The 23,253-nt window shown below is 72.3% G+C and carries 20 protein-coding genes and 1 riboswitch; of the genes, 15 read left to right on the top strand and 5 right to left on the bottom strand.

All coding sequences use genetic code 11. The features are described 5' to 3' along the window. Window positions 1-36 precede the first annotated feature (36 nt). Window positions 37-141, top strand: a riboswitch (TPP riboswitch). From AB0F70_RS18775 to AB0F70_RS18760, 4 genes are all read left to right on the top strand, one after another. Next, window positions 136-1,236 (top strand): thiamine ABC transporter substrate-binding protein, encoded by a 1,101-nt coding sequence (locus AB0F70_RS18775; RefSeq protein WP_357451426.1) that lies wholly within the window; start codon window positions 136-138, stop codon window positions 1,234-1,236. (Overlaps the previous riboswitch by 6 nt.) A 5-nt stretch (window positions 1,237-1,241) precedes the next feature. Then, window positions 1,242-2,933, top strand: a complete 1,692-nt coding sequence (locus AB0F70_RS18770) for an iron ABC transporter permease (RefSeq protein ID WP_357451507.1) — start codon at window positions 1,242-1,244, stop codon at window positions 2,931-2,933. Next, a complete protein-coding gene (locus AB0F70_RS18765) occupies window positions 2,933-3,649 on the top strand; it encodes an ABC transporter ATP-binding protein (RefSeq protein ID WP_357451423.1) in 717 nt (238 codons plus the stop codon). The genes AB0F70_RS18770 and AB0F70_RS18765 overlap by 1 nt, the downstream gene beginning before the upstream one ends. 106 nt (window positions 3,650-3,755) lie before the next feature. After that, window positions 3,756-5,630 carry a CocE/NonD family hydrolase gene (locus AB0F70_RS18760; RefSeq protein WP_357451420.1) on the top strand — a complete coding sequence of 625 codons (1,875 nt, stop codon included), beginning with the start codon at window positions 3,756-3,758 and terminating at the stop codon, window positions 5,628-5,630. 96 nt (window positions 5,631-5,726) lie between these two features. Here AB0F70_RS18760 and AB0F70_RS18755 read toward each other — a convergent pair whose 3' ends face one another. After that, window positions 5,727-6,131, bottom strand: coding sequence for a helix-turn-helix domain-containing protein (locus AB0F70_RS18755; protein WP_357451417.1), 405 nt, complete (start codon window positions 6,129-6,131; stop codon window positions 5,727-5,729). 124 nt (window positions 6,132-6,255) lie between these two features. Here AB0F70_RS18755 and AB0F70_RS18750 point away from each other — a divergent pair, with 124 nt between their 5' ends. After that, window positions 6,256-6,609 (top strand): DoxX family protein, encoded by a 354-nt coding sequence (locus tag AB0F70_RS18750; RefSeq protein WP_357451414.1) that lies wholly within the window; start codon window positions 6,256-6,258, stop codon window positions 6,607-6,609. A 25-nt stretch (window positions 6,610-6,634) separates the two neighbouring features. Next, window positions 6,635-7,726 (top strand): M20 family metallopeptidase, encoded by a 1,092-nt coding sequence (locus tag AB0F70_RS18745; protein ID WP_357451411.1) that lies wholly within the window; start codon window positions 6,635-6,637, stop codon window positions 7,724-7,726. A 69-nt stretch (window positions 7,727-7,795) separates the two neighbouring features. On the opposite strand, the gene AB0F70_RS18740 is transcribed toward AB0F70_RS18745, so the two are convergent. Further along, window positions 7,796-8,980, bottom strand: a complete 1,185-nt coding sequence (locus tag AB0F70_RS18740; protein WP_357451408.1) for a PrsW family intramembrane metalloprotease — start codon at window positions 8,978-8,980, stop codon at window positions 7,796-7,798. Between the two features lie 74 nt (window positions 8,981-9,054). Between AB0F70_RS18740 and AB0F70_RS18735 the strand changes: the two genes are divergently transcribed. The 7 genes from AB0F70_RS18735 to AB0F70_RS18705 all read left to right on the top strand — a co-directional run bounded on the left by AB0F70_RS18735 (window position 9,055) and on the right by AB0F70_RS18705 (window position 15,775). Then, the gene (locus tag AB0F70_RS18735; RefSeq protein WP_357451404.1) at window positions 9,055-9,819 is read left to right on the top strand and encodes a copper homeostasis protein CutC; all 765 of its coding nucleotides are present in this window, start codon (window positions 9,055-9,057) and stop codon (window positions 9,817-9,819) included. Further along, complete coding sequence (gene pgi, locus AB0F70_RS18730) at window positions 9,816-11,504, top strand: glucose-6-phosphate isomerase (RefSeq protein ID WP_357451401.1); 1,689 nt, start codon at window positions 9,816-9,818, stop codon at window positions 11,502-11,504. The genes AB0F70_RS18735 and pgi overlap by 4 nt, the downstream gene beginning before the upstream one ends. 71 nt (window positions 11,505-11,575) lie before the next feature. Next, the gene (locus AB0F70_RS18725) at window positions 11,576-12,829 is read left to right on the top strand and encodes a phosphotransferase (RefSeq protein WP_357451398.1); all 1,254 of its coding nucleotides are present in this window, start codon (window positions 11,576-11,578) and stop codon (window positions 12,827-12,829) included. Beyond that, complete coding sequence (locus AB0F70_RS18720; protein ID WP_357451395.1) at window positions 12,826-14,310, top strand: HAMP domain-containing sensor histidine kinase; 1,485 nt, start codon at window positions 12,826-12,828, stop codon at window positions 14,308-14,310. The genes AB0F70_RS18725 and AB0F70_RS18720 overlap by 4 nt, the downstream gene beginning before the upstream one ends. Further along, window positions 14,307-14,972 carry a response regulator transcription factor gene (locus AB0F70_RS18715; protein ID WP_357451392.1) on the top strand — a complete coding sequence of 222 codons (666 nt, stop codon included), beginning with the start codon at window positions 14,307-14,309 and terminating at the stop codon, window positions 14,970-14,972. Before AB0F70_RS18720 ends, AB0F70_RS18715 begins: the two co-directional genes overlap by 4 nt. Window positions 14,973-15,103: 131 nt before the next feature. Further along, window positions 15,104-15,571 (top strand): hypothetical protein, encoded by a 468-nt coding sequence (locus AB0F70_RS18710; protein ID WP_357451389.1) that lies wholly within the window; start codon window positions 15,104-15,106, stop codon window positions 15,569-15,571. A 75-nt stretch (window positions 15,572-15,646) separates the two neighbouring features. Beyond that, on the top strand, window positions 15,647-15,775 hold the full coding sequence (locus AB0F70_RS18705) for a hypothetical protein (protein WP_357451386.1): 129 nt from the start codon (window positions 15,647-15,649) through the stop codon (window positions 15,773-15,775). Window positions 15,776-15,785: 10 nt separating this feature from the next. Here the strand turns inward: AB0F70_RS18705 and AB0F70_RS18700 are convergent, their stop codons facing one another. Beyond that, window positions 15,786-16,910 (bottom strand): GNAT family N-acetyltransferase, encoded by a 1,125-nt coding sequence (locus AB0F70_RS18700; RefSeq protein WP_357451383.1) that lies wholly within the window; start codon window positions 16,908-16,910, stop codon window positions 15,786-15,788. 63 nt (window positions 16,911-16,973) lie between these two features. Here AB0F70_RS18700 and AB0F70_RS18695 point away from each other — a divergent pair, with 63 nt between their 5' ends. Next, window positions 16,974-19,403: a glycoside hydrolase family 3 C-terminal domain-containing protein gene (locus tag AB0F70_RS18695; RefSeq protein ID WP_357451380.1), complete on the top strand. Its 2,430-nt coding sequence runs from the start codon at window positions 16,974-16,976 to the stop codon at window positions 19,401-19,403. A gap of 62 nt (window positions 19,404-19,465) precedes the next feature. On the opposite strand, the gene AB0F70_RS18690 is transcribed toward AB0F70_RS18695, so the two are convergent. Then, the gene (locus tag AB0F70_RS18690; protein ID WP_357451377.1) at window positions 19,466-20,602 is read right to left on the bottom strand and encodes a GNAT family N-acetyltransferase; all 1,137 of its coding nucleotides are present in this window, start codon (window positions 20,600-20,602) and stop codon (window positions 19,466-19,468) included. Window positions 20,603-20,639: 37 nt separating this feature from the next. Continuing rightward, the gene (locus tag AB0F70_RS18685; protein WP_357451374.1) at window positions 20,640-21,689 is read right to left on the bottom strand and encodes a LacI family DNA-binding transcriptional regulator; all 1,050 of its coding nucleotides are present in this window, start codon (window positions 21,687-21,689) and stop codon (window positions 20,640-20,642) included. A gap of 244 nt (window positions 21,690-21,933) precedes the next feature. Here AB0F70_RS18685 and AB0F70_RS18680 point away from each other — a divergent pair, with 244 nt between their 5' ends. After that, window positions 21,934-23,253, top strand: a complete 1,320-nt coding sequence (locus AB0F70_RS18680) for an extracellular solute-binding protein (RefSeq protein WP_357451371.1) — start codon at window positions 21,934-21,936, stop codon at window positions 23,251-23,253.

Below are 23,253 nucleotides of genomic sequence, written 5' to 3'. Positions count from 1 at the left end.
TCCACACGGTAGCGCTCGACCGGCCAGTAGGCTGGCCGGACACGACAGGGGAGCGCCACACGGCGCTGAGAGTGCGGAACACCGCAGACCCTTGAACCTGATCCGGGTCAGACCGGCGGAGGAAGTCGAGGCACGATGTTGCGTCTTTCCGGTGCTCACGCGGGCACGATCCAAGCTGGTCCGGCCGCCGGAGCGCTCTCCGTGGCGCTCCTGCTCGCCGGCTGCGGCGGCTCTGGTTCCGGTGGCTCTGGGTCCGATGGTTCCGGGGCCGGCGCGGGCGACCCGGCGGCGTCGGGCACCGTGACCCTCGTGACCCACGACTCCTGGGCGCTCGACGAGAAGGTGGTCGAGCGGTTCGAGGAGGAGTCCGGGCTGACCGTCGAGGTCAGTGCGGCGGGCGACGCCGGAACCCTGGTGAACCAGCTGGTGCTGACCAAGGACGCACCGCTCGGCGACGCCGTGTTCGGCATCGACAACACCTTCGCCTCCCGCGCGCTCGAGGCGGGCGTGGTCGAGGAGTACACCCCGGCGGACCTGCCCGACGGCGTCGAGCAGCTGGGCGGGGCGCTCACCCCGATCGACCAGGGCGACGTCTGCGTGAACGCGGACGAGGCCTGGTTCGAGAAGTCGGACCTCGAGGTGCCGAAGACGCTCGAGGACCTGGCCGACCCGCAGTACCGGGACCTGCTCGTGGTGAGCAACCCAGCGACGTCGTCGCCCGGGCTCGCCTTCCTGCTGGCGACCGTCGGGGCGTTCGGCGAGGACGGGTTCGAGGACTACTGGACGTCCCTGGTCGACAACGGCGTCAAGGTCGCCGACTCGTGGGAGGACGCCTACTACGTGGACTTCTCGGGTGCGGATGAGGGCGGCGAGCGCCCGCTCGTCCTGTCGTACGCGACGTCGCCGGCCTTCACCGTCAGCGAGGACGGCTCGGAGTCGACCACCAGCGCGCTGCTCGAGACGTGCTTCCGGCAGGTCGAGTACGCGGGAGTGCTCGCCGGGTCGGACAACCCGGAGGGTGCTCAGGCGTTCGTCGACTTCCTGCTCGGCGAGGACGCCCAGGCCGCGCTGCCCGAGTCGATGTACATGTACCCGGCCGACCCCGCTACCGAGCTGCCCGCCGACTGGGAGAAGTTCGCACCCCAGGCCGAGGCGCCGTTCGAGGTGGCGCCCGCCGAGGTGAGCGAGCACCGCGACGAGTGGATAGAGCGGTGGACAGAGACCGTAGTCGGCTGAATCGGCTGAATCGGCTGAGTCGGCTGAGCCTGCGGCCCGCGCCGCTGCTCTGGGGGACGGCGGTCGCCGTCCCCCTCGGTTTCCTCGCCGTCTTCTTCGCCTGGCCCGTTGCCGCGCTGGTGGTCCGAGGTTTTGTGCCCGACGGCGTGCTCGACCTCACCGGGTTCGCCGAGGTGCTGTCCAGCCCGCGCACGTGGCGGCTCGTATGGCTCACGCTGACCCAGGCAGTGCTCGGCACCGCCTTCTCCGTGCTGCTCGGCCTGCCGCTCGCGTACCTGCTGTACCGCCGGTCCTTCCCGGGTCGGGTACTGGTGCGCGGGCTCGTGACGGTGCCGTTCGTGCTGCCCGCCGTCGTCGTCGGCGTCGCGTTCCGCACCCTGTTCGCGCCCGGCGGCGCGCTCGGCTTCCTCGGGCTGGAGGAGTCGCTGGCCGGGATAGTCGTCGCCCTCGTCTTCTTCAACGTGTCGGTGGTCGTGCGGACCGTCGGCGGGCTGTGGGAGCGGCTAGACCCCAGGACCGAGCAGGCCGCCGCGTCCCTCGGGGCGGGGCCCGCGCGGGTCTTCCGCACGGTGACGCTGCCCTCGCTGGCACCCGCCATCGCGTCCGCGGCCTCGGTGGTGTTCCTGTTCTGCGCCACCGCGTTCGGGGTCGTGCTGGTCCTCGGCGGCGTGCGGTACGGCACCATCGAGACCGAGATCTGGACGCGCACCACCCAGTTCCTGGACCTGCGCTCGGCGTCGGTGCTCTCGATCCTGCAGCTCGTGGTCATCTCGGGCGCCCTCGCGGTGTCCGCCCGGGCCCGCCGGCGCCGCGAGGCCGCGCTGCGCCTCGTGTCCGCGCACGGCTCGGCCAGGCGGCTGTCCTGGCGGTCGCCCAAGGACCTGACGATGGCGCTGGTGGGCGCGGCGATCGTCGGCGGGCTCATGGTGCTGCCGCTGGCCGGCCTGGTGACCCGCAGCTTTCGCGAGCCCGACGGGTCCTGGGGGCCCGGGAACTACGTGGCGCTCGGGACCACCGGCGAGCGCAACGCGCTGGTCGTGACCGTGTGGGAGGCCACAGCGACCTCGCTGCGGACCGCGCTGGCCGCGACGGTGATCTCCCTGGTGGTCGGCGGTCTCGTGGCGCTCGTGGTGTCCCGGCGGCCGAGGTCGGTCGGCGCACGCCGCGCCGTCGGGGCGCTGGACGGGCTGTTCATGCTCCCGCTCGGGGTGTCCGCCGTGACCGTCGGATTCGGCTTTCTCATCACCATGGACCAGCCGGTGCTCGGCGTGGACCTGCGGACCTCCGGGCTGCTCGTCCCCGTCGCGCAGGCGGTGGTCGCCGTACCCCTCGTCGTGCGCACGGTGCTGCCGGTGCTCAGGGCCATCGACCCCCGGTTGCGTGAGGTGGCGGCGGTGCTCGGTTCCGGCCCCGGCCGCGTCCTGCGGACCGTGGACCTGCCGATCGCCCTGCGCTCGGTCGGGCTGGCCACCGGGTTCGCCTTCGCGGTCTCGCTCGGCGAGTTCGGCGCGACGTCGTTCCTCGCACGGCCCGACGGCGCCACCCTGCCCGTCGTGATCTACCGCCTCATCGGGCGGCCCGGCGCCGAGAACTACGGGATGGCGCTCGCGGCGTCGGTGGTGCTCGCCGCGCTCACCGCGACGGTGATGATGGTGGCGGAGCGGTTGCGCGACGAGCGCGCCGGAGGGGAGTTCTGATGGCTGGGCTGGAAGTTCGGGACGTCAGCGTGCGGTACGGGCTCTCGACCGCGGTGGACGGGGTGTCGCTGACCGTCGCGCCCGGCGAGGTGGTCGCGCTGCTCGGTCCGAGCGGGTGCGGCAAGTCGTCGCTGCTGCGCGCCGTGGCCGGGCTGGAGCCGCTGGCCGGCGGCAGCGTGCGGTACGACGGCGAGGACCTCGCCGGGGTGCCGGTCCACAAGCGCCGGTTCGGGCTCATGTTCCAGGAGGGCCAGCTCTTCCCGCACCGGGACGTGCGGCGGAACGTCGCCTACGGGCTGGAGACCCAGGACCTGACCCGGGCCGAACGGGACGAGCGGGTGTCCACGCTGCTCGACCTCGTGGGGCTCGCCGGCTACGAGCAGCGGGCCGTGCCCACGCTGTCCGGCGGGGAGCAGCAGCGGGTGGCCCTCGCGCGGGCGCTGGCCCCGCGGCCCCGCCTGCTCCTGCTGGACGAGCCGCTCTCCGCGCTCGACCGGCAGCTCAGGGAACGGCTCGCGGGCGAGGTGCGCTCAGCGCTGGTCGAGACCGGCACGACGGCGGTGTTCGTCACGCACGACCACGCCGAGGCGGCCGCCGTCGCCGACCGGATCGGCGTGATGGACCGGGGGCTGCTGCTGCAGGTCGCCGCCCCGGGCGAGCTGCGGGCCGCACCGGCGTCGGACCGTGTGGCGGAGTTCCTGGGCCTGCGCGGCTGAGCAATCCCGGACGGTTCGTCTAAATTCGGGGCACTGCGGGTGAATGTTCTCTAACCTCTCAGGTAACCCGGGCATCCCAGACCTGGGCCCCAGGGAGGACGCCTCGATGAGACTTCGTACGAGACTCAGCAGGACTGCACCCGCGGTCGCCGCAGCGGCCACGCTCATGCTTGCCGGGAGCGGCGTGCCCGCCGCGGTCGCCGGCCCGGCCGGGGCCGTCGCCGGCGGCACGACAGCCACCGTGGGCGACCCCGTCACCCATGACGAGAACGAGCGCGTGCCCGAGGGCGCGGCGTGGACGCAGGAGTACTTCCCGTCGTCGGGCGGCGTCGAGCTGCACGCCGACATCCTGCGGCCCGCCCACCTCGCCCCGGACGTGCGGACGCCGGTCATCCTGTCGATCGGGCCGTACTTCGCGCACGCCGGCCAGACCGGGCCGGAGGAGTGGGAAGTTGTCGGCCCGTCCGCGCGGTTCCGGGACTTCGTCGACGGCGCCGACCTCATGGCGAAGGAGTACACCTTCGTCATGGTGGACATCCGTGGCTATGGCGGCAGCACCGGCTGCCTCGACTTCGTGGGGCCGGGCGAGCAGGCCGACATCGGCGCGGCGATCGAGTGGTCGGCGAGCCAGGAGTGGTCCACGGGCGACGTCGGCATGTACGGCAAGTCGTACGACGCCGTCACCGGGCTCGCGGGCAACAACCTGGGCCTGGAGCCGCTCAAGGCGGTGGTCGCCCAGGAGCCCCTGTGGAACATGTACAACTATCTGTGGAGCAACGAGGTCGCGCGGCCCCACGTGACCTACACGCCCGAGGCGTACAACAGCATCGCCGCGATGCCGCCCATGGACGGCGAGGACGAGCACTACGCAGCGAACGCCCGCTACGAGGACCAGCACCCGGAGTGCCTGTCGGACAACCTGGCGGACGGCAATGAGCCCGACCTCGGGTCGGAGTACTGGGACGCTCGGAACCTGGCCGACGACGCCGCCGGCACGGACACCCCGCTGTTCGTGACCCAGGGCTTCATCGAGCCCAACACCAAGCCCGAGGACATGGAGGTCTTCCTCGACAACCACACGGGCGTCGAGCGCGGCTGGCTCGGCCCGTGGGACCACGTGCGAGGCAACGACGTCGTTTCCGACGGGCGCCTCGCCATGGGGCGCGAGGGCTTCTTCGACGAGGTGATGCGGTTCTACGACGAGTTCCTCAAGGGCGTCGAGCCGGGCGTCGAGGAGCCGGCGTACGCGATCCAGGACAGCACCGGCGCCTGGCGCGCACAGGACACGTGGCCCGAGGCTGACGGTTCGACCCGGGTGCGGCTGCCCAAGGGCGCCTACGTGGACGACGGCGGGCCGCGGTCGCGGTCGGCGGCACCGACGGCGGGCCAGGCCGACGGACGGGACGTCGACGGATGGGACGTCGACGGATGGGACATGGAGAACGCGCCGACGCTCGCACCTTCGCTCGCTCCGTCGCTCGCGCCGAAGGGCCGCGCCGCGGGTGCCACCGGCTCGTCCTACTGGACGTGGTCGAAGCCTGTCGGATCGGCGGTGCGGATCACGGGTACGCCGTCGATCACGCTGAACGCCGGTGCGGTCGGGGACGTGCTGGTGCGGCTGTGGGACGTCGCGCCCGACGGGACGGCGACCATGTTCGACGAGAACGTGGCGCTCATCGAGCGGCGCGGGCGCGTGGCGTTCGATCTGAAGTCGACCGACTGGACTCTTGCCGAAGGGCACCAGCTCGGCGTACAGATCGGGACGATCAACTACAACTCCTGGGACTGGCTGCCCGAGCCGTCCGGCAACCGGATCTCCGTGACCGGCGCCCGGCTGTCGCTCGACCTGCAGGACCCGGACGACGACGTCGCCACCCAGGGTGCGCCCGCGCCGTACCTCGAGGAGTACCTCGCCGAGAACACGACGACGCTGTCCTCCGTCGGGACGGGCAGCTTCCGCCTCCGCGTCTCGCACTCCTGAGCTGATCGGCACCCCGGCCCGACGCCGCTCGGGCCGGGGTGCCGCCCGGGCCGGGCGCCACCTCCTCGTGGCGCTCGGCCTGTGCCGTGCCGGTGGTCAGACCTCCGAGCTCGCCCCCACCACGTCGTAGTGCTTGCGTCCCCACTCGCCAAGGGGGAGCAGGGCGCCCACCAGCTCCGCCCCCGCGGGGGTCGGCGCATAGCGGATCTGTACGGGCATCGTCGGCACGACCTCGCGTGTGATGAACCCCTGCCGCTCCAGCTCGCGCAGGCGCTGGGTCAGGAGCCGGTCGGAGATGCCGCGGACGTAGCGGCGGTACTCGACGAAGCGCCGCGCCCCAGCGACGCCCGCGTAGAGGATGGCTCCCGACCAGCGCCTGCCTGCGAGCTCGAGAGTGCGCTGGAAGACGGTGCACGCCTCCTCGTTGGCCATGTTCGGCGCCCCGGCGTCCGGCTGGGGGATCCGGGCAGGGGAGGTGAGGGCGGTCGTCCGGGAAGTCACTTACTCATAGTGAGTTGCTAACCCGCTCCTTGGCAAGTCTCGGTGAGTGCCGGACGATTCGTGAGGCGTCCGGATGGGCGCCTGCTCTCGCCGGGTGTGCCCGGTCATCGTCCTCGGAGGACCCGTGTTCGTTGCGTCTGTAGTCGTCTCTGCCCTGCTTGCCCTGGTCACCGCGTTCAGCGGCTACGGCAAGCTGACGGGCAACCCGCAGGTGGTCGATCAGCTCACCACCAAGCTTGGTGTGTCCAAGAAGTTCGTCCCAGTGCTCGGCACACTGCTGGTCGCCGGTGCCGTCGGCACCGCCGTCGGGATCTGGTGGGCGCCGATCGGCATCGCTGCCACCGCCTGCTTCGTCCTGTACTTCCTGGGCGCGATGATCACGCACGCCCGTGCGAAGGACTGGCCCGGCCTGATCCCGACGGGCGGCCTGATGCTGCTCTCGGCGGCGGCTCTCGTGCTGCGCCTGCTCTCGCTCTGACCCGAGCGGCCGCTACCGTGCGGGCATGACTTCTCCCGCCCCCGACGCCCTGATCGCCGACCTCCGGACGCTGGTCGAGTGCGAGTCGCCGTCGTCGGACCCGGACGCGCTGGCCCGGTCCGCCGATCTGGTTGCCCGACTGGGCACCGAGCGGCTGGGTGTCGAGCCGGAGCGGCTCGGCATCCACCTGCGGTGGCGGCTCGGCGGCCCCACGCGCGTGCTGGTGCTGGCGCACCACGACACGGTGTGGCCGATCGGCACCCTGCGGACGCACCCGTTCGGGATCTCCGACGGCGTGCTGCGCGGCCCCGGCAGCTTCGACATGAAGACCGGTCTGGCCATGGCGCTGCACGTGCTGGGCTCCCTCGACGACCGGACCGGGGCCACCCTCCTGGTGACCGGTGACGAGGAGATCGGCTCGCCGTCGTCCCGGACGCTCATCCAGGACGAGGCCCGTGGGGCGGACGCCGCCCTCGTGCTGGAGGCCTCGGCCGACGGCGGCGCGCTCAAGCTCGAGCGCAAGGGCACCTCCATCTACCGCGTGCTGGTGAAGGGCAGGGCCGCGCACGCGGGCCTGGAGCCCGAGAAGGGTGTCAACGCTTCGGTCGAGCTGGCGCACCAGGTGCTGGCGGTCGCCGCGCTCGGTGACCCGGCGCTCGGCACCACAGTGACGCCAACGGTCGCCACCTCCGGCACCACGGGTAACACGGTCCCGGCCGAGGCATCGTTCGCGGTGGACGTCCGCGCCCGGACGGTCGCCGAGCAGCAGCGGGTCGACTCCGCGATTCGCGCCCTGATTCCGGTGCTGCCCGACGCCGCGCTCAAGATCGAGGGCGGCATCAACCGGCCGCCGCTGGAAGGTGCGCTGTCGGCCGCGCTCTTCGCACGTGCGTCGCGGATCGCCGCGGATGCCGGCCTGCCGCCGCTCACCGGCGTGGCAGTCGGCGGGGCGTCGGACGGCAACTTCACCGCCGGCGTCGGCACGCCGACGCTGGACGGCCTCGGCGCCGTGGGCGGCGGCGCGCACGCCGACGACGAGCACGTCCTGACGGACCACATCCCCGCCCGCATGAGCTTGCTCCGCGCCCTGATCGTGGACCTGCTCCCCACCCGGTGACCGTTGAGTGCTGGGTATTCGCCCTTTTTTCGGCCTTGAAGGGGCGAATATCCAGCACTCAACGCGGGGTCAGAGGCGGCCCGGGGGGCCGAAGCCTGTCGTGCCCCATGTGGGCGCTGGGGGGCGGGGCTGGCGGGCCAGGAACGCGGCCCGCGCCTGCTGCATGACCCATACCAGGTACTGCCGCTGCTGCTCCAGCCCGTGCGGGTCGAGATCCCGCTGTGCACCGGCGCGCTGGTGCAGCAGGGCGAGCTCGGTCGCGGCCTGCTGGTAGTCGGTCATCGCGCGTTCGGCGGGGCGCCCGCCCGCGGACCGGGCCCAGCTCCGTGCCGCCCGGCGGCCGGGCAGCGTCGACAGCATCCGCAGGTCGTCGTGCGTGACGATGCCGACAGGGCCGTACAGCGGCAGGTAGTGGCCGATGAGCTGGACGATCCGACGGCGGTCCCGCGCCAGGATCACGATCAGGCCGATCAGCACCGCGAACCCGACGAGGTAGGCGAAGGCCAGGCCTCCGATCCCGAACTTCGTGGAGCCGTTCCACAGGCTGTGCAGGGCGATGGCGCCCAGGAGCCCGTACAGCGGAGCCCGCCGGCGCAGCTTCCCGGGCCCGGCCAGCGCGGCGACCGCCACGCCGATGCCGGTCATCGCGGTGCACAGCGGGTGCAGCAGCGGCGAGACGATGGCCCGCAGCACGAACACGTACCCCAGCTGGTCCACCTCGACGGCGTCGATGAAGTACTGGATGTTCTCCGTCGCGGCGAAGCCGAGGCCCACCATCGCGGCGTAGATGACGCCGTCGGTCGGGCCGTTCAGCTCCTGCCGCCGCCACCAGAGCATGCCGAACAGGACCGCACCCTTCAGCAGCTCCTCGACCACCGGTGCACCGAACGTCGCGACGATGTACCAGCCCTCCTCCTCGCCGGTGAGCTCGGTCTCGGTGAGCAGCGACAGCCCGAGCGTGTTCAGGATGCTCGCGAACAGCGCGGCGACCCCCGCACCCCACAGGAACGCGAAGATCAGGGCGTTCGGCGGCTCCGGCTCCAGCCGGTCCAGCGCGAGCACCAGCGGCAGCCAGACGGCGACGGGCAGCACCGCGAGCGACAGCCCCACGACGAACGACGCGCCGCCCGTGATCGCGTCGAACGCGAGGATGACGATGAGGCACACCGACGCGAAGACGATCCCCAGGATCACTCCGATCGGGGCACGCCCGGGGGCGCGACCCGTGAGGATCGCACTGGGATCGATAGCCATGCCAGGGACCCTACCGACTCGGCGGCGGACACGGCGGGCGACAGACCGCCCCGTGGCCCGGCTACGCTGGCGCCGTGCCTCAACGTGTCGCTCTCGAGCTCGCTGTCCAGGATCCGGCCGGGGCGGTGATCGCTGCCGGCGTCGGCGCCCGGCGCGTCGAGCTCTGCTCCGCGCTCGGCGCCACCGGCGGCATCACGCCGAGCGCCGCGCTCATCGAGGCGGTGGTCGACGCCGCGGCGGTGGTCCCGTCGTCCGACAGCTCCCCGATCCTGGAGGTGCACGTCCTGGTGCGCCCCCGCCCGGGCGGCTTCGTGTACTCGGCCGCCGAGATCGACCTGATGCTGCGGGACGTCACGCTGGCGGCCGACCAGGGCGCCGACGGCGTGGTGGTGGGCGCCCTGACGCCGTCCGGCACGGTGGACGTCCGGCGGATGCGCGACCTGGTCGCCGCGGCCGAGGACGCCGAGGTGACGTTCCACCGCGCGCTCGACGTGATCGCGGACCCGATCGCCGCGCTCGACACGCTGGCCGAGCTGGGCGTCACGCGGGTGCTGACCTCCGGCGGCGCGGCCCGCGCGGGCGAGGGGCTGGACCGGCTGGCCGCCCTGGTCGAGCACAGCGCCGAGCTGGGCATCGAGATCATGGCGGGGGGCGGCGTCACGGCGTCGGACATCCCGGCGCTGCTGCGCATCGGCGTGGACGCGGTGCACCTCTCCGCGAAGCGCACGGTCGTCGACGCCGCGGGCCCGGGCGGCGGGGACGACGCGGGCTACGAGGTGACGGATCAGACACTCGCCGAGGCTGCGGCGCAGGCGCTCCGCACTACGGTTGTCTCATGACCTCAGAGCCGGCCCGTGGGCCTGTCGACGCCACCACCACCAACGCCTGGGGCTCGCTCACCGAGCTCTCCAAGAACCTCCGGCCAGACCTGCGCGGCTGGTTCGCCGCGGACCCGGCCCGGGCCGAACGCCTGAGCCACCAGGCCGCCGACCTGCACGTCGACCTGTCGAAGAACCTGGTGACGGACGACGTCCTCGCCTCGCTCCTTGCCCTCGCCGACGAGGTGCGGCTCACCGAACGCCGCGACGCGATGTTCGCCGGCGAGCACATCAACGTCACCGAGGACCGCGCGGTGCTGCACACGGCGCTGCGCCGCCCGTCTGACGAGCCGCTGACCGTGGACGGCCAGGACATCGCCGCCGACGTGGCCGACGAGCTCGCCAAGGTGTACGCGTTCGCCGAGAAGGTCCGCTCCGGGGAGTGGACAGGCGTCACGGGCGAACCCGTCCGGACGATCGTGAACATCGGCATCGGCGGCTCCGACCTGGGCCCCGTCATGGCGTACGAGGCCCTGGAGCCCTACGTCCAGGACGGCCTGCAGGTCCGGTTCGTCTCGAACATCGACCCCACCGACGTCGCGCAGAAGACCGCCGACCTCGACCCGACGACGACGCTGTTCATCGTCGCCTCCAAGACCTTCGGCACGCTGGAGACCCTCACCAACGCGCGTCTCGCGCGCGACTGGCTGTGGCGCTCGCTCGTCGCCGCCGGTGCGATCGAGGACTCCGAGGACGGCCGCTCCGACGCCGTCGCGAAGCACTTCGTCGCCGTGTCGACCGCGCTGGACAAGGTCGAGGCGTTCGGGATCGACCCCGAGAACGCGTTCGGGTTCTGGGACTGGGTGGGCGGCCGCTACTCCGTCGACTCGGCGATCGGCACGTCGCTCGCCGTCGCGATCGGGCCCGACGCGTTCGCCGAGCTCCTGGCCGGCTTCCACGCGATGGACGAGCACTTCCGGACCGCGCCGCTCGAGAAGAACGTGCCCGTCCTGATGGGGCTGCTCAACGTCTGGTACGTGAACTTCCGCGACGCGCACACGCACGCCGTCCTGCCGTACGCGCAGCAGCTGCACCGGTTCCCGGCGTACCTGCAGCAGCTCACCATGGAGTCCAACGGCAAGTCCGTGCGCTGGGACGGCACACCCGTCACGTCCGACACCGGCGAGGTCTTCTGGGGCGAGCCGGGCACCAACGGGCAGCACGCGTTCTACCAGCTCATCCACCAGGGCACGCGGACCATCCCGGCGGACTTCATCGCCGTCGCGAACCCCGCCTACCCGCTGCACGACGCCGACGCGGACGTGCACGGCCTGTTCCTCGCGAACTTCTTCGCGCAGACCAAGGCGCTCGCGTTCGGCAAGACGGCCGACGAGGTGCGCGCCGAGGGCGTCGCCGAGGACCTGGTCTCGGCCAAGGTGTTCAGCGGCAACCGGCCGACGACGTCGATCCTCGCCCCCGCGCTGACCCCGGCAGTGCTGGGCCAGCTCGTCGCGCTGTACGAGCACATCACCTTCGTGCAGGGCGTCATCTGGGGCATCGACTCGTTCGACCAGTGGGGTGTCGAGCTCGGCAAGAAGCTGGCGCTGGAGATCGCGCCCGCCGTCGCCGGCGATGAGGCGGCCCTTGCGGCGCAGGACCCGTCCACGGCGGCCCTCATCACGAAGTACCGCGAGCTGCGCGCCTGAACGGGCGGGGGTTAGAGGATTCTCATCCGAATCGGAGGGCTTCGCCGGGTACCGGCTGCGAGGATGAGCGGGTGAACACGCACCTCGACCTGCTGACCGGTGACGCCGCTGCGGGGCTCCTCGATGCGGCCGTCGCCACGGCCGGCGGCGAGCTCGTGGACTGGCGGGTGCGCCAGGTCGACCATCGCCCCGGCTCCACGACCACCGTCGCCTACCGGGCGACGGTGCGCTGGGACGGCGTCGAGCGGTCCGAGACGCTCGGCGCGAGCGTCGGCCGCTCCCGCGACGGCCGCCAGCCGGGCGTGGTCACGCTGTCCGACGGCGACGCGACGGTCGCAGTGTGGCGCTTCCCCGGCGACCCGGCGCTGCCCGCGCTGCCCCGCGCCTTCAACACGGCCGCCGTCGAGGAGCTCCTGGCCGGCCTCGGCGTCAGCCCGGAGGCCCGCGCCAACCCTGTGCTCAAGGTCCGGGCCTACCGCCCGACACGGCGTGCGGTGATCGAGGCGACCGCCGCGTCGTCCCGGGTGTTCCTCAAGGTGCTCCGCCCCCGCAAGGTCGCCGACCTGCACCGGCGGCACGAGCTCCTGTCGCAGGCAGGCCTGCCGGTCCCGCGCCCCCTCGGCTGGTCGGACGACGGGCTCCTCGTCCTGTCCCCGCTGCACGGCACCGAGATGCGCGCCGCCGTGCGGGACGGTGGGCGCATCCCGTCCCCGCTCGAGGTGCTCGACCTGCTCGACCGGCTGCCCGCCGAGGTGCGCGACCTGCCGCGCCGCCCCGCGTGGAGCGATTCGGCCGAGCACTACGCGGGCGTCATCGGCGCGGCGCTGCCCGCGGAGGCGGGCCGGGCCGCCGACCTGGCCGGCGCCGTCCGGACGCGCCTCGCGGAGCGCGGGACCGGTGCGGACCCCACGCACGGCGACCTCTACGAGGCCCAGATCATGCTCACCGACGGGCGGATCACCGGCCTGCTCGACGTCGACTCCGCGGGCCCCGGCCACCGCGCCGACGACCTCGCCTGCCTCGTCGCACACCTGGACGTGCTGTCCCTCGTGCACGGGAAGGATCCGGCGCAGGTCACGCATGCTGCCCGGATGCGCAAGCTCGCCGCGGACTACGCCACCGGCTTCGTGGCGGCCCCTGGCGGCAGGGGCGCCGACCGGAGCGACCTCGCCGCGCGGGTCGCGGGGGTGCTGCTCTCGCTGGCCACCGGGCCGCACCGCGTGCAGGAGCGCGGGTGGCAGGCGGCGACATCGCGGCGCCTGGACGTCGTGGCCGGCTGGCTCGACGGGTCAAGGCTCGCGTCGTCCGGCGTGGGTCGCGCATGAGCCTGCGCCGGCCGACGGTACGGGCCAAGGTCGTGACGACGGTGGTGGCAGTGACCGCCATCGGGCTGCTCGCGACGGGCCTGCTGACCCACGCGATCCAGACCCAGCAGATCATGGAGGGCATCTCCGAGGACTTCGACCAGGAGATCGGGGAGCTGCAGCAGCTCGCGGAGAACGGCGTGGACCCGGAGACGGGCGAGAAGTTCCACGGCGCGGGCCGGCTCATGAGTGTCGCCATGGAGCGGAACGTCCCCGGCACCCACGAGATGTTCGTGAGCTACCTGGACGGTAAGCACCAGCAGTCCAGCCCGCCCACGCCGGCGCGGGTGGTCGCGGACAGCGCGGTGGTCCGGGACGTCGTCGACAGTCTCACGCCGCAGTCGAGCACGACGGTCCAGCGTGAGATCGACACGGAGATCGGCAGGGTGTGGTTCGTCGTCGTGCCCGTGACGGTGCCCGACCGGCAGGAGGTGGGCGCGTACGTGATGGCGTCCGCGCTGGACGAGTCGCTCGAGGCGGAGACCGCCGTGATGCGCACCTACGCGATCGTCTGCTGCGTGGCGCTGGTGCTGCTGGGGGTGTTCGCGTGGCTGGTGGTCAGCCGCCTCCTGCGCCCGCTGCGGCAGCTGAGCTCCACCGCCACCCGGGTCACCGAGACCGATCTCTCCCAGCGGGTCCCGGTGGCCACCGAGGACGACCTCGGCGAGCTCGCGGGCGCGTTCAACACTATGCTCGACCGGCTGTCCACGGCCATCGAGACGCAGCGCCAGTTCCTGGACGACGCCGGACACGAGCTCCGTACCCCGCTGACCGTCCTGCGCGGCCACCTGGAGGTGCTCGACCCGGACGATCCGTCGGACGTGCGCGAGACACGGGACCTCCTGCTCGACGAGACGTCCCGGATGGGCCAGATCGTCGAGGAGCTGGTGCTGCTCGCCAAGGCGGAGCGGGCCGACTTCGTCTCCACCGCCTCCGTCGACCTGGGCCGCTTCACCGACGACGTGCACGACAAGGCGCGCGCGCTGGGCGCCCGCCGCTGGGTGGTGGACGCCCGGGCCGACGCCGAGGTGGTCGCCGACATGCACCGGCTCACCCAGGCGGTGCTGCAGCTCGCGGACAACGCGGTGAAGTTCACCGGCCCGGACGACGAGGTAGGCATCGGCACGCAGGTGTTCGACGGGCCCGCGGGCCGTCAGGTGCGGCTCTGGGTGCGCGATACCGGCCCCGGCGTGCCACCCGAGGAGGCGGATCGCATCTTCGACAGGTTCGCGCGGGGCAGCACGACGGGCGGGGTGTCCGGTTCGGGCCTCGGCCTCGCCATCGTGCGGGCCATCGCGCAGGGGCACGGCGGGGACGTGGTCGTCGAACGGTCGGACGGCGGCGGGGCACGCTTCGTGATGACCTGGCCGGCCGACGGCGCTGTGCCGTCGGGCACGCAGGCAGGTAGCAGGAGCGCGGCGACCGAGGAGGAGGCACGTTGAACCAGATCCTGATCGCGGAGGACGAGGAGCGCATCGCGCAGTTCGTGCGCAAGGGGCTCAAGGCGCACGGGTTCCAGCCCACCGTGGTGTCCGACGGCGCGTCGGCGCTGGCCCACGCGATGTCCGGCGGTTACGACCTCATGGTCCTGGACATCGGGCTGCCCGTGCTGGACGGCTTCACGGTGCTGCAGCGCCTGCGCGACGTCGGCTCCACGCTGCCGGTGGTGATCCTGACCGCCCGGGACTCGCTCTCCGACCGGGTGGCGGGCCTGGAGGGCGGGGCGGACGACTACATGTCCAAGCCGTTCGGGTTCGACGAGCTGCTCGCCCGGATCAAGCTGCGGCTGCGGCGGACGACGGGGGAGGCGACGGCGTCGGACCGCCTGGAGCACGGCGACGTCGGGCTCGACCTGCGCACGCGCACTGCCACCGTGGCGGGGCGCGAGGTGGAGCTCTCGGCACGGGAGTTCGCGCTCGCGGAGGTGTTCCTGCAGCATCCGGGCCAGGTCATGTCCCGCGAGCAGCTGCTGTCGCGGGTCTGGGGCTACGATTTCGACCCAGGCTCCAACGTGGTCGACGTCTACGTGCGGTACCTGCGCAAGAAGCTCGGAGCAGACCGCATCGAGACGGTGCGCGGGGCGGGCTACCGGTTCAAGGGCTGACGCCTTCTCGGGACACCTTCCCGGACATGAGAGGCGTCTCATGCAGGTCTCCTCGTCGCCTCATCCTGGCGACGCAGACTTCTATCAGGAGGCACCCGAACGGGGTGCCGCGAGACCCGGAGGTCACAGAGATGAACCCCTCGACCATGAAGAAGCGTTGGGCCATCGTCGGAGCAGCGGCCGTGATCGGCGTCGCCGGCGCATCGACGGCAGCGGCCCTGAACGACCCGGCCCCCCGGGCCGAGTCCTCCGCGGCAGTCGCCCTGGAGAGCGCACCGCAGTCCGACAACGGTGCCGGCTCCACGACGGCCGACCCCTCGCCGGAGTCGGCGGACTCGCCGAACGAGTCGGCACGCGACACCGCGGGCTCCGCGCAGTCGGCGGACTCGCCCGGCGACGCGAACTACGACCCCTCGCCGGAGTCGGCGGACTCGCCGAACGAGTCGGCGCACGACACCGCGGGCTCCGCGCAGTCGGCGGACTCGCCGAACGACGCGAACTACGTCGACGACCAGAACGACAACACCCCGAACGACAACAACACCCCGAACGACGCGGACGACGACGCGGACGACCGGGACGACCGGAACGACAACTGACGCCAGCGCGGCGAACCCCGCGACGGTAAGGGGCCAGGTGCCGGCAGCTCAGCTGCCGACACCTGGCCCTTTGGCGTGGGCGCCGTCGTCGAGGTGACGGCCGGCGCCCGGGTCGACGCCGGGCCGGCCGGGCCGGTGACGCTGCGCGGCGTGGTGGAGCACGTCCACGAGGGCGACCCGGACCTGACCCCGGAGCTCCTCTGACGAACGAGGTCTACAGCGGGCCCTGGAACTCCGCGGACCCGCCCGCCGGCCGGAACCCGAGCGCGATGTTGATCGCGAGCATGTGCGGGTTCTCCTCGTTGTTCCAGGTGTAGATGCGCTGGGCCTCCGGTCGCAGCCGGGCGTGCTCGCGCAGGTTCACCGCCTTGACGAGCATCCCGAGCCGGTGCCCACGGTGCGCCTTGAGCACCACCGTGGACTCCTGGTCGGTGTGGTCGGGCTTCTCGGCGTTCCACAGCAGCATCGTCATCGCGGCGAGCTCGCCCGTGGCCACGTGCTCGGCCGCTGTCACCACGTACCGGTCGCCCTTGGCGGCGATCGTCGCCTCCTCGACGCGGAGGCGGTCGGCGTCCCAGACGTCGGACTCGACCTCGAGACCGCCGCGCGGCTCGTCGTCGGACAGCGCCTGCTCCAGGGCCGCGTACTGCTCGATCCACTCGTCCGGCGTGGGCGCGGTCCAGGTATGGACGCGGTACGCGTCGCCGGCGACGGCACGGGCCTCGGCCTCGAACCGCGAGACCGCGTCGGGCGCGACGGGCAGGTCGATGCGGGAGCGTCGCTCCACGAGCTGCAGCTTCAGGCCCAGCTTCTGTGCCAGCCGCACGCCCGGCAGGTCCGCGGAGACCGTGCCGATGCCCGACGCCGGAGCCAGCGTCTCGCCGTCGGCCCCCTCGGACCCGAAGTCGACGGGGGCCAGGACCGACGTCCGGCCCTCCGCCTGCGCGGTGGTGCGGAACCACTCGACCAGGGCAGTGCCGATCCCCTGCCGCCGGTACTCCGGGTGCACCACGACGAAGCCGACGGCCAGCTCCGGGTTCGACCGGACGAAGAGGCTCAGGAGCGCGCTGCCCACCACCCGCGGCCCCTCGGGTGCGTCCACCACGGCGACCTGGCGCAGCCTGCGCCGGTAGTCCTGGTTGTTCATCGCCACCAGGATCGCGAGCGGAGTCTGGGCGGCGTCGGCATTGCCGAGGTCAGCTGTGCCCGAGGCGGCATCCAGCTCTGCGATGCCCCGGTACGCCCACGCCGCCGGGTCGTCGATCGAGGACGGGTGCGGCGGGTCCATCAGGCGCCACGCCGACGTCGCCGGGGCGGGTACCGCAGAAATTGAGGTCATGAGCACAGAGTGCGCCCGGCGGTGCCCGGACGCACGGCTTTTTGATCCGGGTAGCGTGACCGCATGCCGAAGAAGCCGCAGGCCCGCACCGCAGTCGCCACCGCAGCTGCACCCGCGGCGATCGTCAGGAAGCTCACGCTGGAGCAGAAGGCGCGGCTCCTGTCCGGCGCGTCGTTCTGGACCACTGCGGAGGCCTCCGGAGTCCCGTCGGCCTTCTTCGCGGACGGCCCGCACGGCGTGCGCAGGCTCGCCCCCGACGTCGGCGACATCGAGGGCGCCGTCCCCGCCACGTGCTTCCCGCCGGCGGTCGCGCTGGGCAGCACGTTCGACGTCGGCCTGGTCCGGCGCGTGGGCGGGGCGGTGGCGGCCGAGGCGAAGCAGCGCGGCATCGACGTAGTGCTCGGGCCCGGCATCAACATCAAGCGCAGCCCGCTGTGCGGGCGCAACTTCGAGTACGTGTCCGAGGACCCCCTGCTCGCGGGCGAGATCGGCGCGGCCATCGTCACCGGCATCCAGGCGGGCGGCGTCGCCACGAGCCTCAAGCACTTCGCCGCGAACAACCAGGAGACGGAACGCATGCGCGTCTCCGCCGACATGGACGAGCGCACCCTCCGCGAGATCTACCTGCGCGGCTTCCAGCGCGTCGTCACCAAGGCCCGGCCCGCGACGCTCATGTCGTCGTACAACCGCATCAACGGCACCCACACCGGCGAGGACCGCCGCATCACCACCGACATCCTGCGCGGCGAATGGGGGTTCGAGGGCCTCGTCATGTCCGACTGGGGCGCCGTCCACGACCGCGTCGCCGGCGTCCGCGCAGGTCTGGACCTGGAGATGCCCGCCGCCGGAGAGGGCCGGGTCAAGGAGCTCGTCGCGGCAGTGAAGTCCGGCGCCCTCGACGTCGCCGACGTCGACCGCTCGGCCACCCGGGTCGTCGCGCTGGCGCTCGCGGCGCAGGCCGCACGCGAGGAGACAACGGAGGGCGGCGCGCCGCTGCTCGCCGAGCGCGGCCACGACCCCGAGGCCTGGCACGCCGCCGCGCACCACGCTCTGGCCCGCGAGGCGGCGAGTCGTGCGGTGGTGCTGCTCAAGAACGACGACGGCCTGCTGCCGCTCGCGCCGCAGACGCGTGTCGCGGTGATCGGCGAGCTCGCCCGCACGCCGCGCTACCAGGGTTCGGGATCGTCCCAGATCGTCCCGACCCGGCTCGACGACGCCCTCGCCGCGATCGAGGGCTTCGCCTCCGACGTCGTCTTCGCGCCGGGTTACGGGCTCGGCCCGGCAGGCTCGATCAGCGGGGCCGCGGCCCGCCGGGGCGTGGTCGGACGGCTGTGGAAGAGGTCTGCCGCCGCCGACACCGTCGAGGCGCTGGCCGCCGACGCGGTGGCCGCGGCTCGCGACGCCGGCGTGGTGCTGTTCTTCGCGGGTCTGCCGCAGTCGGCCGAGGCAGAGGGCCGCGACCGTGCGGACATCGAGCTGCCCGCCGTCCAGCTCGAGCTGCTCGACCGGGTGCTGGAGGTCAACCCGCGCGTGGTGGTGGTCCTGTCCAACGGTTCGGTGGTGCGGCTGTCCGGGTTCGCGGACCGGGTGCCCGCGATCGTGGAGGGCTGGCTGCTCGGCCAGGCGGGCGGCGGGGCACTGGCCGACGTGCTGTACGGACGCGTCAACCCGTCCGGCCGGCTGGCCGAGACCGTCCCGCTGCGCATCGAGGACACCCCGGCGTGGACGAGCTTTCCGGGCACGGGCCTGCGCGTCACCTACGGCGAGGGCATCTATGTGGGCTACCGCTGGTACGACGCACGTGACCTGGACGTGCAGTTCCCGTTCGGGCACGGGCTGTCGTACACGACGTTCGGATACTCAGGGCTGGGGGTCTCGGCAGGCTCGACCAACGGCGTCGGGCTCACCGTGCGCGTGACCGTCACCAACACCGGCGGCGTCGCGGGCCGGGAGGTGGTGCAGTGCTACGTGTCCCTGCCCGGCTCGCCGGTCCCGCGTGCCCCGCGCGCGCTGGCCGCGTTCGCCGTGGTCGATCTCGCTCCGGGGGAGTCGCGCGAGGTGGAGCTCTCGGTGGACCGGGACGACCTCGCGTACTGGGACGTCCAGGCCGACCGGTGGCGCGTCGAGGGCGGCACCTATCGGGTGGAGGTGGGCGCATCGAGCCGCGACATCCGTGCCACGGCCGACGCCGAGGTGCCGTCGGACGGCGTCGTCGCGCCGCTCACCGCCGCTTCCTCGCTGGGTGAGGCGATGGCCCACCCCGTCATCGGCCCCACGGTCACGGGGATGCTGCAGGGTGCTGGCCTGTCGGACGACGTCATGATCATGACCAGCGCGATGCCCCTGGACCGACTGCCCTATCAGCCGGGCTCGGGCGTCACGCACAAGCAGGTCCGGCAGCTGCTGGACGTCGCGAACGGCACCGGCGGGGTCGTCACCCGCGCGACCGGCCGCTTCCTCACCCTGGTCGGCCGCCTCCGCAAGCACCGTTGAGTGCTGGCTATTTGCGGGTTTCGGGCCCGCGAAGCCGCAAATACCCAGCACTCAGCGAGGGGTCAGAGGCGCTTCTGGAGGGCCGCCTCCGCGCCTGAGGGGCGGAAGCCCAGGGCCACGTTGATGCTCAGCATGTGCGCGTTCTCCTCGGCGTTGAACGTGTGCACACGCTCGGTCTGCGGGTAGCGCGCCGCCAGCTCGCGCAGGTTGACCGCCTTGACGAGCATCCCGAGCCGGTGCCCGCGGTGGGTCTTCAGCGCGATCGTCTCCTCCTGGAACACGAACGCCGGCTTGGCGTCCTGCAGCAGGAACGACGTACCCGCCACGACCTCGCCAGACGGGACGTGCTCCACGAGAGTGGTCAGCAGGCGCTGGCCGCTGGCGGCGCGCTCCTCGAGGTAGACGCTGACGCGCTTGGCGTCCCACGCCTCCTCGCCGAAGTCCAGCTCGCCCTGCGGCACGTCCGTCGACATCCGCGTCATGAGCTGGGCATATCCCGCGTGCCACGCCTCAGGGATGCCCTCCCACGTGTGCGTCCGGTAGTCGTCGCCCGCCTTGGCGCGCGCCTCCGCCTCGAACGCCGCCAGCTTGTCGGGATCCACCGGCAGGTCGAGCCGTGACATGCGTTCCACCTGCTCGATCGTGTAGCCGCGGCCGAGCGCGAAGCGAGCACCCGCTGCGTCGGCGGGGAGGCGCCCGACGCCGGTGGCCGGCACCAGCGCCTCCTCGCCCTCGGCGGCCTCGCGCGCGGACAGCGACCAGGCGAAGAACGTGGTCCGCCCGGCGTCGGCGGCAGCCTCCTCGAGCCGCGTCGCGAGAGCGGTGCCGATGCCCAGCCGCCGGTGGTCCGGGTGGACTCCCACGTAGACGTCGGCGGTGTGCGTGTTGTCCTTGAGCGTCATCGCCAGGAACCCGAAGCCGACCACGTCGTCGGCGGTAGGCGCTCCGCCGTCGGCCCGGTCGAGGACCGCGACGAACCGCTGCTTGTGCGCGTACTCCTGGTGCAGCATCCCGCTGACCATCTGCCGCACCGTGCGGGCGAGGTCGTCGTACCCCAGGTGCGCGGTCTCCACCGCTCGGTCGACGGCGGCGATCCCGTGGTACGCCCAGGCGTCGGGGTGGTCGACGGACGGTACGGCCGCCACCTCGAGGACGTGCCACTGCGTCTGCGCCGGCGTGCGGCCGGTGGGGGAGGTCATCCCACCAGGGTGCCCCGGCCTGCCGCCGTCGGCGAGGTTATTTCGACGGCGCGGGCGGGGGAGCCGTGCTCGCGCGCTCGACCAGCCGCGTGGGCAGGCGGGTGTGCTTGCCCGCGGTGGTGCCCGACTCGAGCATCGCGATGACCATGCGGAGCGCCTCGGCACCCATCTCGTGCAGGGACTGCGCGATGGTCGTCAGCGGCGGGTTCGACGCGGCGGCCTCGGGGATGTTGTCGAAACCGATGACCGACAGGTCCTCGGGCACGCGCAGCCCCAGCTCCTGCGCCACCTGGATGACGTGGATCGCCGACAGGTCGTTGGCGGCGAAGACGGCGGTCGGCCGGTCGGGGCGTTCGAGCAGGTCGTGCGTGGGGCGGTCGGACCGGTCCGGGCGGTAGCCGCCCTCGAGCACCAGGCTCGGGTCCGGTGTGAGGCCTGCGGCCTGCATCGCCTCGAAGAAGCCGAGCTCACGCAGGCGGGCCGACTCCAGGTCGGAACGTCCGCCGAGGTAGCCGATGCGCGTGTGGCCGAGCGAGATGAGGTGCTCGGTAGCGGTGCGCGCGCCGCCCAGGTTGTCGGAGTCGACGGTCGCGGGCCCGGTGGGGCCGGTGTGCGGGTCGATGGCGACGATGGGCACGCCCTCGTGCACCGGCAGGGCCAGGGTGGGCGTGACGATCACCACGCCGTCGATCAGGGTTCCGGCCAGGCGGGACAGCGAGCGGCGCTCCCAGCCCACGTGGTCCGAGTGCCCGGCGTCGCCGCAGTAGGCGAGCAGCTCGTAGCCCGTCCCGTCCATCGCGGCGGAGATGCCCTTGAGCAGCTCCGTGCTGAACGGTTCGAACTCGGCCACCAGCACGCCGATGACGTTGGTCTGGCGGCGGCGCAGGCTGCGCGCGACGAGGGACGACTCGTACCCGAGGTCGGCGACGACGCCGAGCACCCGCTCGGCGGTGGCCGCGGCGACGCCGTACCGGCCGTTGACGACCTTGGAGACCGTTGCGACCGATACGCCGGCGACGCGCGCGACGTCGGTGATGGTGGCGCGGCCGGTCGCACGCTCCTGGGTGGCGAAGGGATCCGGGGTCACCGAATCGCTCGTCACGCTGTCACCCGGTCCGGCGGTGGACCCGGGTGAGCCTGTCCCACTGTGCACGGAAGTGAGAGTACCCCGGGCAACGAGGTGTGTCTGGTTTACCGATCCGTTTCGAAATCGATATCGAAACCGTTTGACGAAACCGTTGCCCGGCTGCCAGTCTCCTGACTGACGGACCTGTCGTCCGTCACCGGCAGGCTCCTGCCGACCGTCGATGACGACTACAAGGGGTTCCACAATGATGAGGAAGATGCGCGGCGCGGCGCTGATCGCGCTCGGCGGCACCGTCGCCCTGCTCGCGGCTGGCTGCGTCGGAGCCGGTTCGGGCCCGACCGATGGCGAGACCAACGAGAACGCCGATGCGCAGGAGTTCACCTGGTGGCACAACTCGAACACCGGTGAGGGCAAGGAGTACTACGACAAGGTCGCCGCCGACTTCGAGGCGGAGACCGGCGTCAAGGTCAAGGTCTCGGCAATGCAGCACGAGGACATGGGGACCAAGCTCCAGGCGGCCTTCCAGTCCGGCGACGACGAGCAGATCCCGGACGTCTACATGAGCCGGGGCGGCGGTGAGCTCGCCAACGAGGTCGAGGCCGGGCTCGTGCGCGACCTCACCGAGGACTCCGCCGACACCATCACCAAGATCTCGAGCTTCGCCGACCAGTACACGGTGGACGACAAGGTCTACGCCCTGCCCTTCTCCATGGGCATCGTCGGCTTCTGGTACAACAAGGACCTCTTCGAGGCGGCGGGCATCTCCGAGGTGTCGCCGAACCCGACCATCGAGGAGTTCGACGGTTACCTCGACAAGCTGAAGGAAGCCGGGACCACCCCGCTGACCGTCGGCGCCGGCGACAAGTGGCCGGCCGCGCACTACTGGTACTACGGCGTCGTCCGTGAGTGCCCGTTCGACGTCGTCGAGACCGCCATCGACAGCGCCGACTACTCCGACCCGTGCTTCGTCAAGGCCGGCGAGCACGTCGAGGACGTCATCGCCCAGGAGCCGTTCAACAGGGGCTTCCTCACCACCCCGGCCCAGACCGGGCCGACGTCGGCCTCCGGTCTGCTCGCGACGGGCAAGGCCGCGATGGAGCTGGCGGGTCACTGGGAGCCCGGCGTGGCCGGCGGCCTCACCGAGAGCGGCGAGGTGCCGGACTTCCTCGGCTGGTTCGCCTTCCCGACGTTCGACGGCCAGGGCGGCGACCCCGCCGACCAGATGGGCGGCGGCGACGCGTGGTCGGTCTCGGCCGCGGCACCCGACGCGGCGGTCGACTTCGCCAACTACCTGCTCTCGGACGAGGTCCAGCAGGGCTTCGCCGAGCTCGACATGGGCTTGCCGACGAACCCCGCCGCGACGGACTCGCTCTCGAACGAGACCCTCGCGCAGCTGCTCCCGGTGCGCGACGGCGGTGGCGTGACCCAGCTCTACCTCGACACGCGCCTCGGCCAGTCGGTCGGCGGTGCCATGAACGACGAGATCGCCCTCATGTTCGCCGGTGAGTCCGGCCCGCAGGACGTCGTCGACGCCATCCAGACCGCGGCAGAAGCGGAGCAGTGA

It is taken from the genome of Promicromonospora sp. NPDC023805 (assembly GCF_040639635.1).
Classification (GTDB): domain Bacteria; phylum Actinomycetota; class Actinomycetes; order Actinomycetales; family Cellulomonadaceae; genus Promicromonospora.
This window is presented reverse-complemented; position numbering and strand designations above follow the sequence as displayed.

What these genes read in the sequence shown, in the direction of transcription:
- AB0F70_RS18775 (WP_357451426.1), top strand. Translation starts at nt 136, where the DNA reads ATGTTGCGTCTTTCCGGTGCTCACGCGGGCACGATCCAAGCTGGTCCG.
- AB0F70_RS18765 (WP_357451423.1), top strand. Translation starts at nt 2,933, where the DNA reads ATGGCTGGGCTGGAAGTTCGGGACGTCAGCGTGCGGTACGGGCTCTCG.
- AB0F70_RS18760 (WP_357451420.1), top strand. Translation starts at nt 3,756, where the DNA reads ATGAGACTTCGTACGAGACTCAGCAGGACTGCACCCGCGGTCGCCGCA.
- AB0F70_RS18745 (WP_357451411.1), top strand. Translation starts at nt 6,635, where the DNA reads ATGACTTCTCCCGCCCCCGACGCCCTGATCGCCGACCTCCGGACGCTG.
- AB0F70_RS18740 (WP_357451408.1), bottom strand. Translation starts at nt 8,980, where the DNA reads ATGGCTATCGATCCCAGTGCGATCCTCACGGGTCGCGCCCCCGGGCGT.
- pgi (WP_357451401.1), top strand. Translation starts at nt 9,816, where the DNA reads ATGACCTCAGAGCCGGCCCGTGGGCCTGTCGACGCCACCACCACCAAC.
- AB0F70_RS18720 (WP_357451395.1), top strand. Translation starts at nt 12,826, where the DNA reads ATGAGCCTGCGCCGGCCGACGGTACGGGCCAAGGTCGTGACGACGGTG.
- AB0F70_RS18710 (WP_357451389.1), top strand. Translation starts at nt 15,104, where the DNA reads ATGAACCCCTCGACCATGAAGAAGCGTTGGGCCATCGTCGGAGCAGCG.
- AB0F70_RS18700 (WP_357451383.1), bottom strand. Translation starts at nt 16,910, where the DNA reads ATGACCTCAATTTCTGCGGTACCCGCCCCGGCGACGTCGGCGTGGCGC.
- AB0F70_RS18695 (WP_357451380.1), top strand. Translation starts at nt 16,974, where the DNA reads ATGCCGAAGAAGCCGCAGGCCCGCACCGCAGTCGCCACCGCAGCTGCA.
- AB0F70_RS18690 (WP_357451377.1), bottom strand. Translation starts at nt 20,602, where the DNA reads ATGACCTCCCCCACCGGCCGCACGCCGGCGCAGACGCAGTGGCACGTC.
- AB0F70_RS18680 (WP_357451371.1), top strand. Translation starts at nt 21,934, where the DNA reads ATGATGAGGAAGATGCGCGGCGCGGCGCTGATCGCGCTCGGCGGCACC.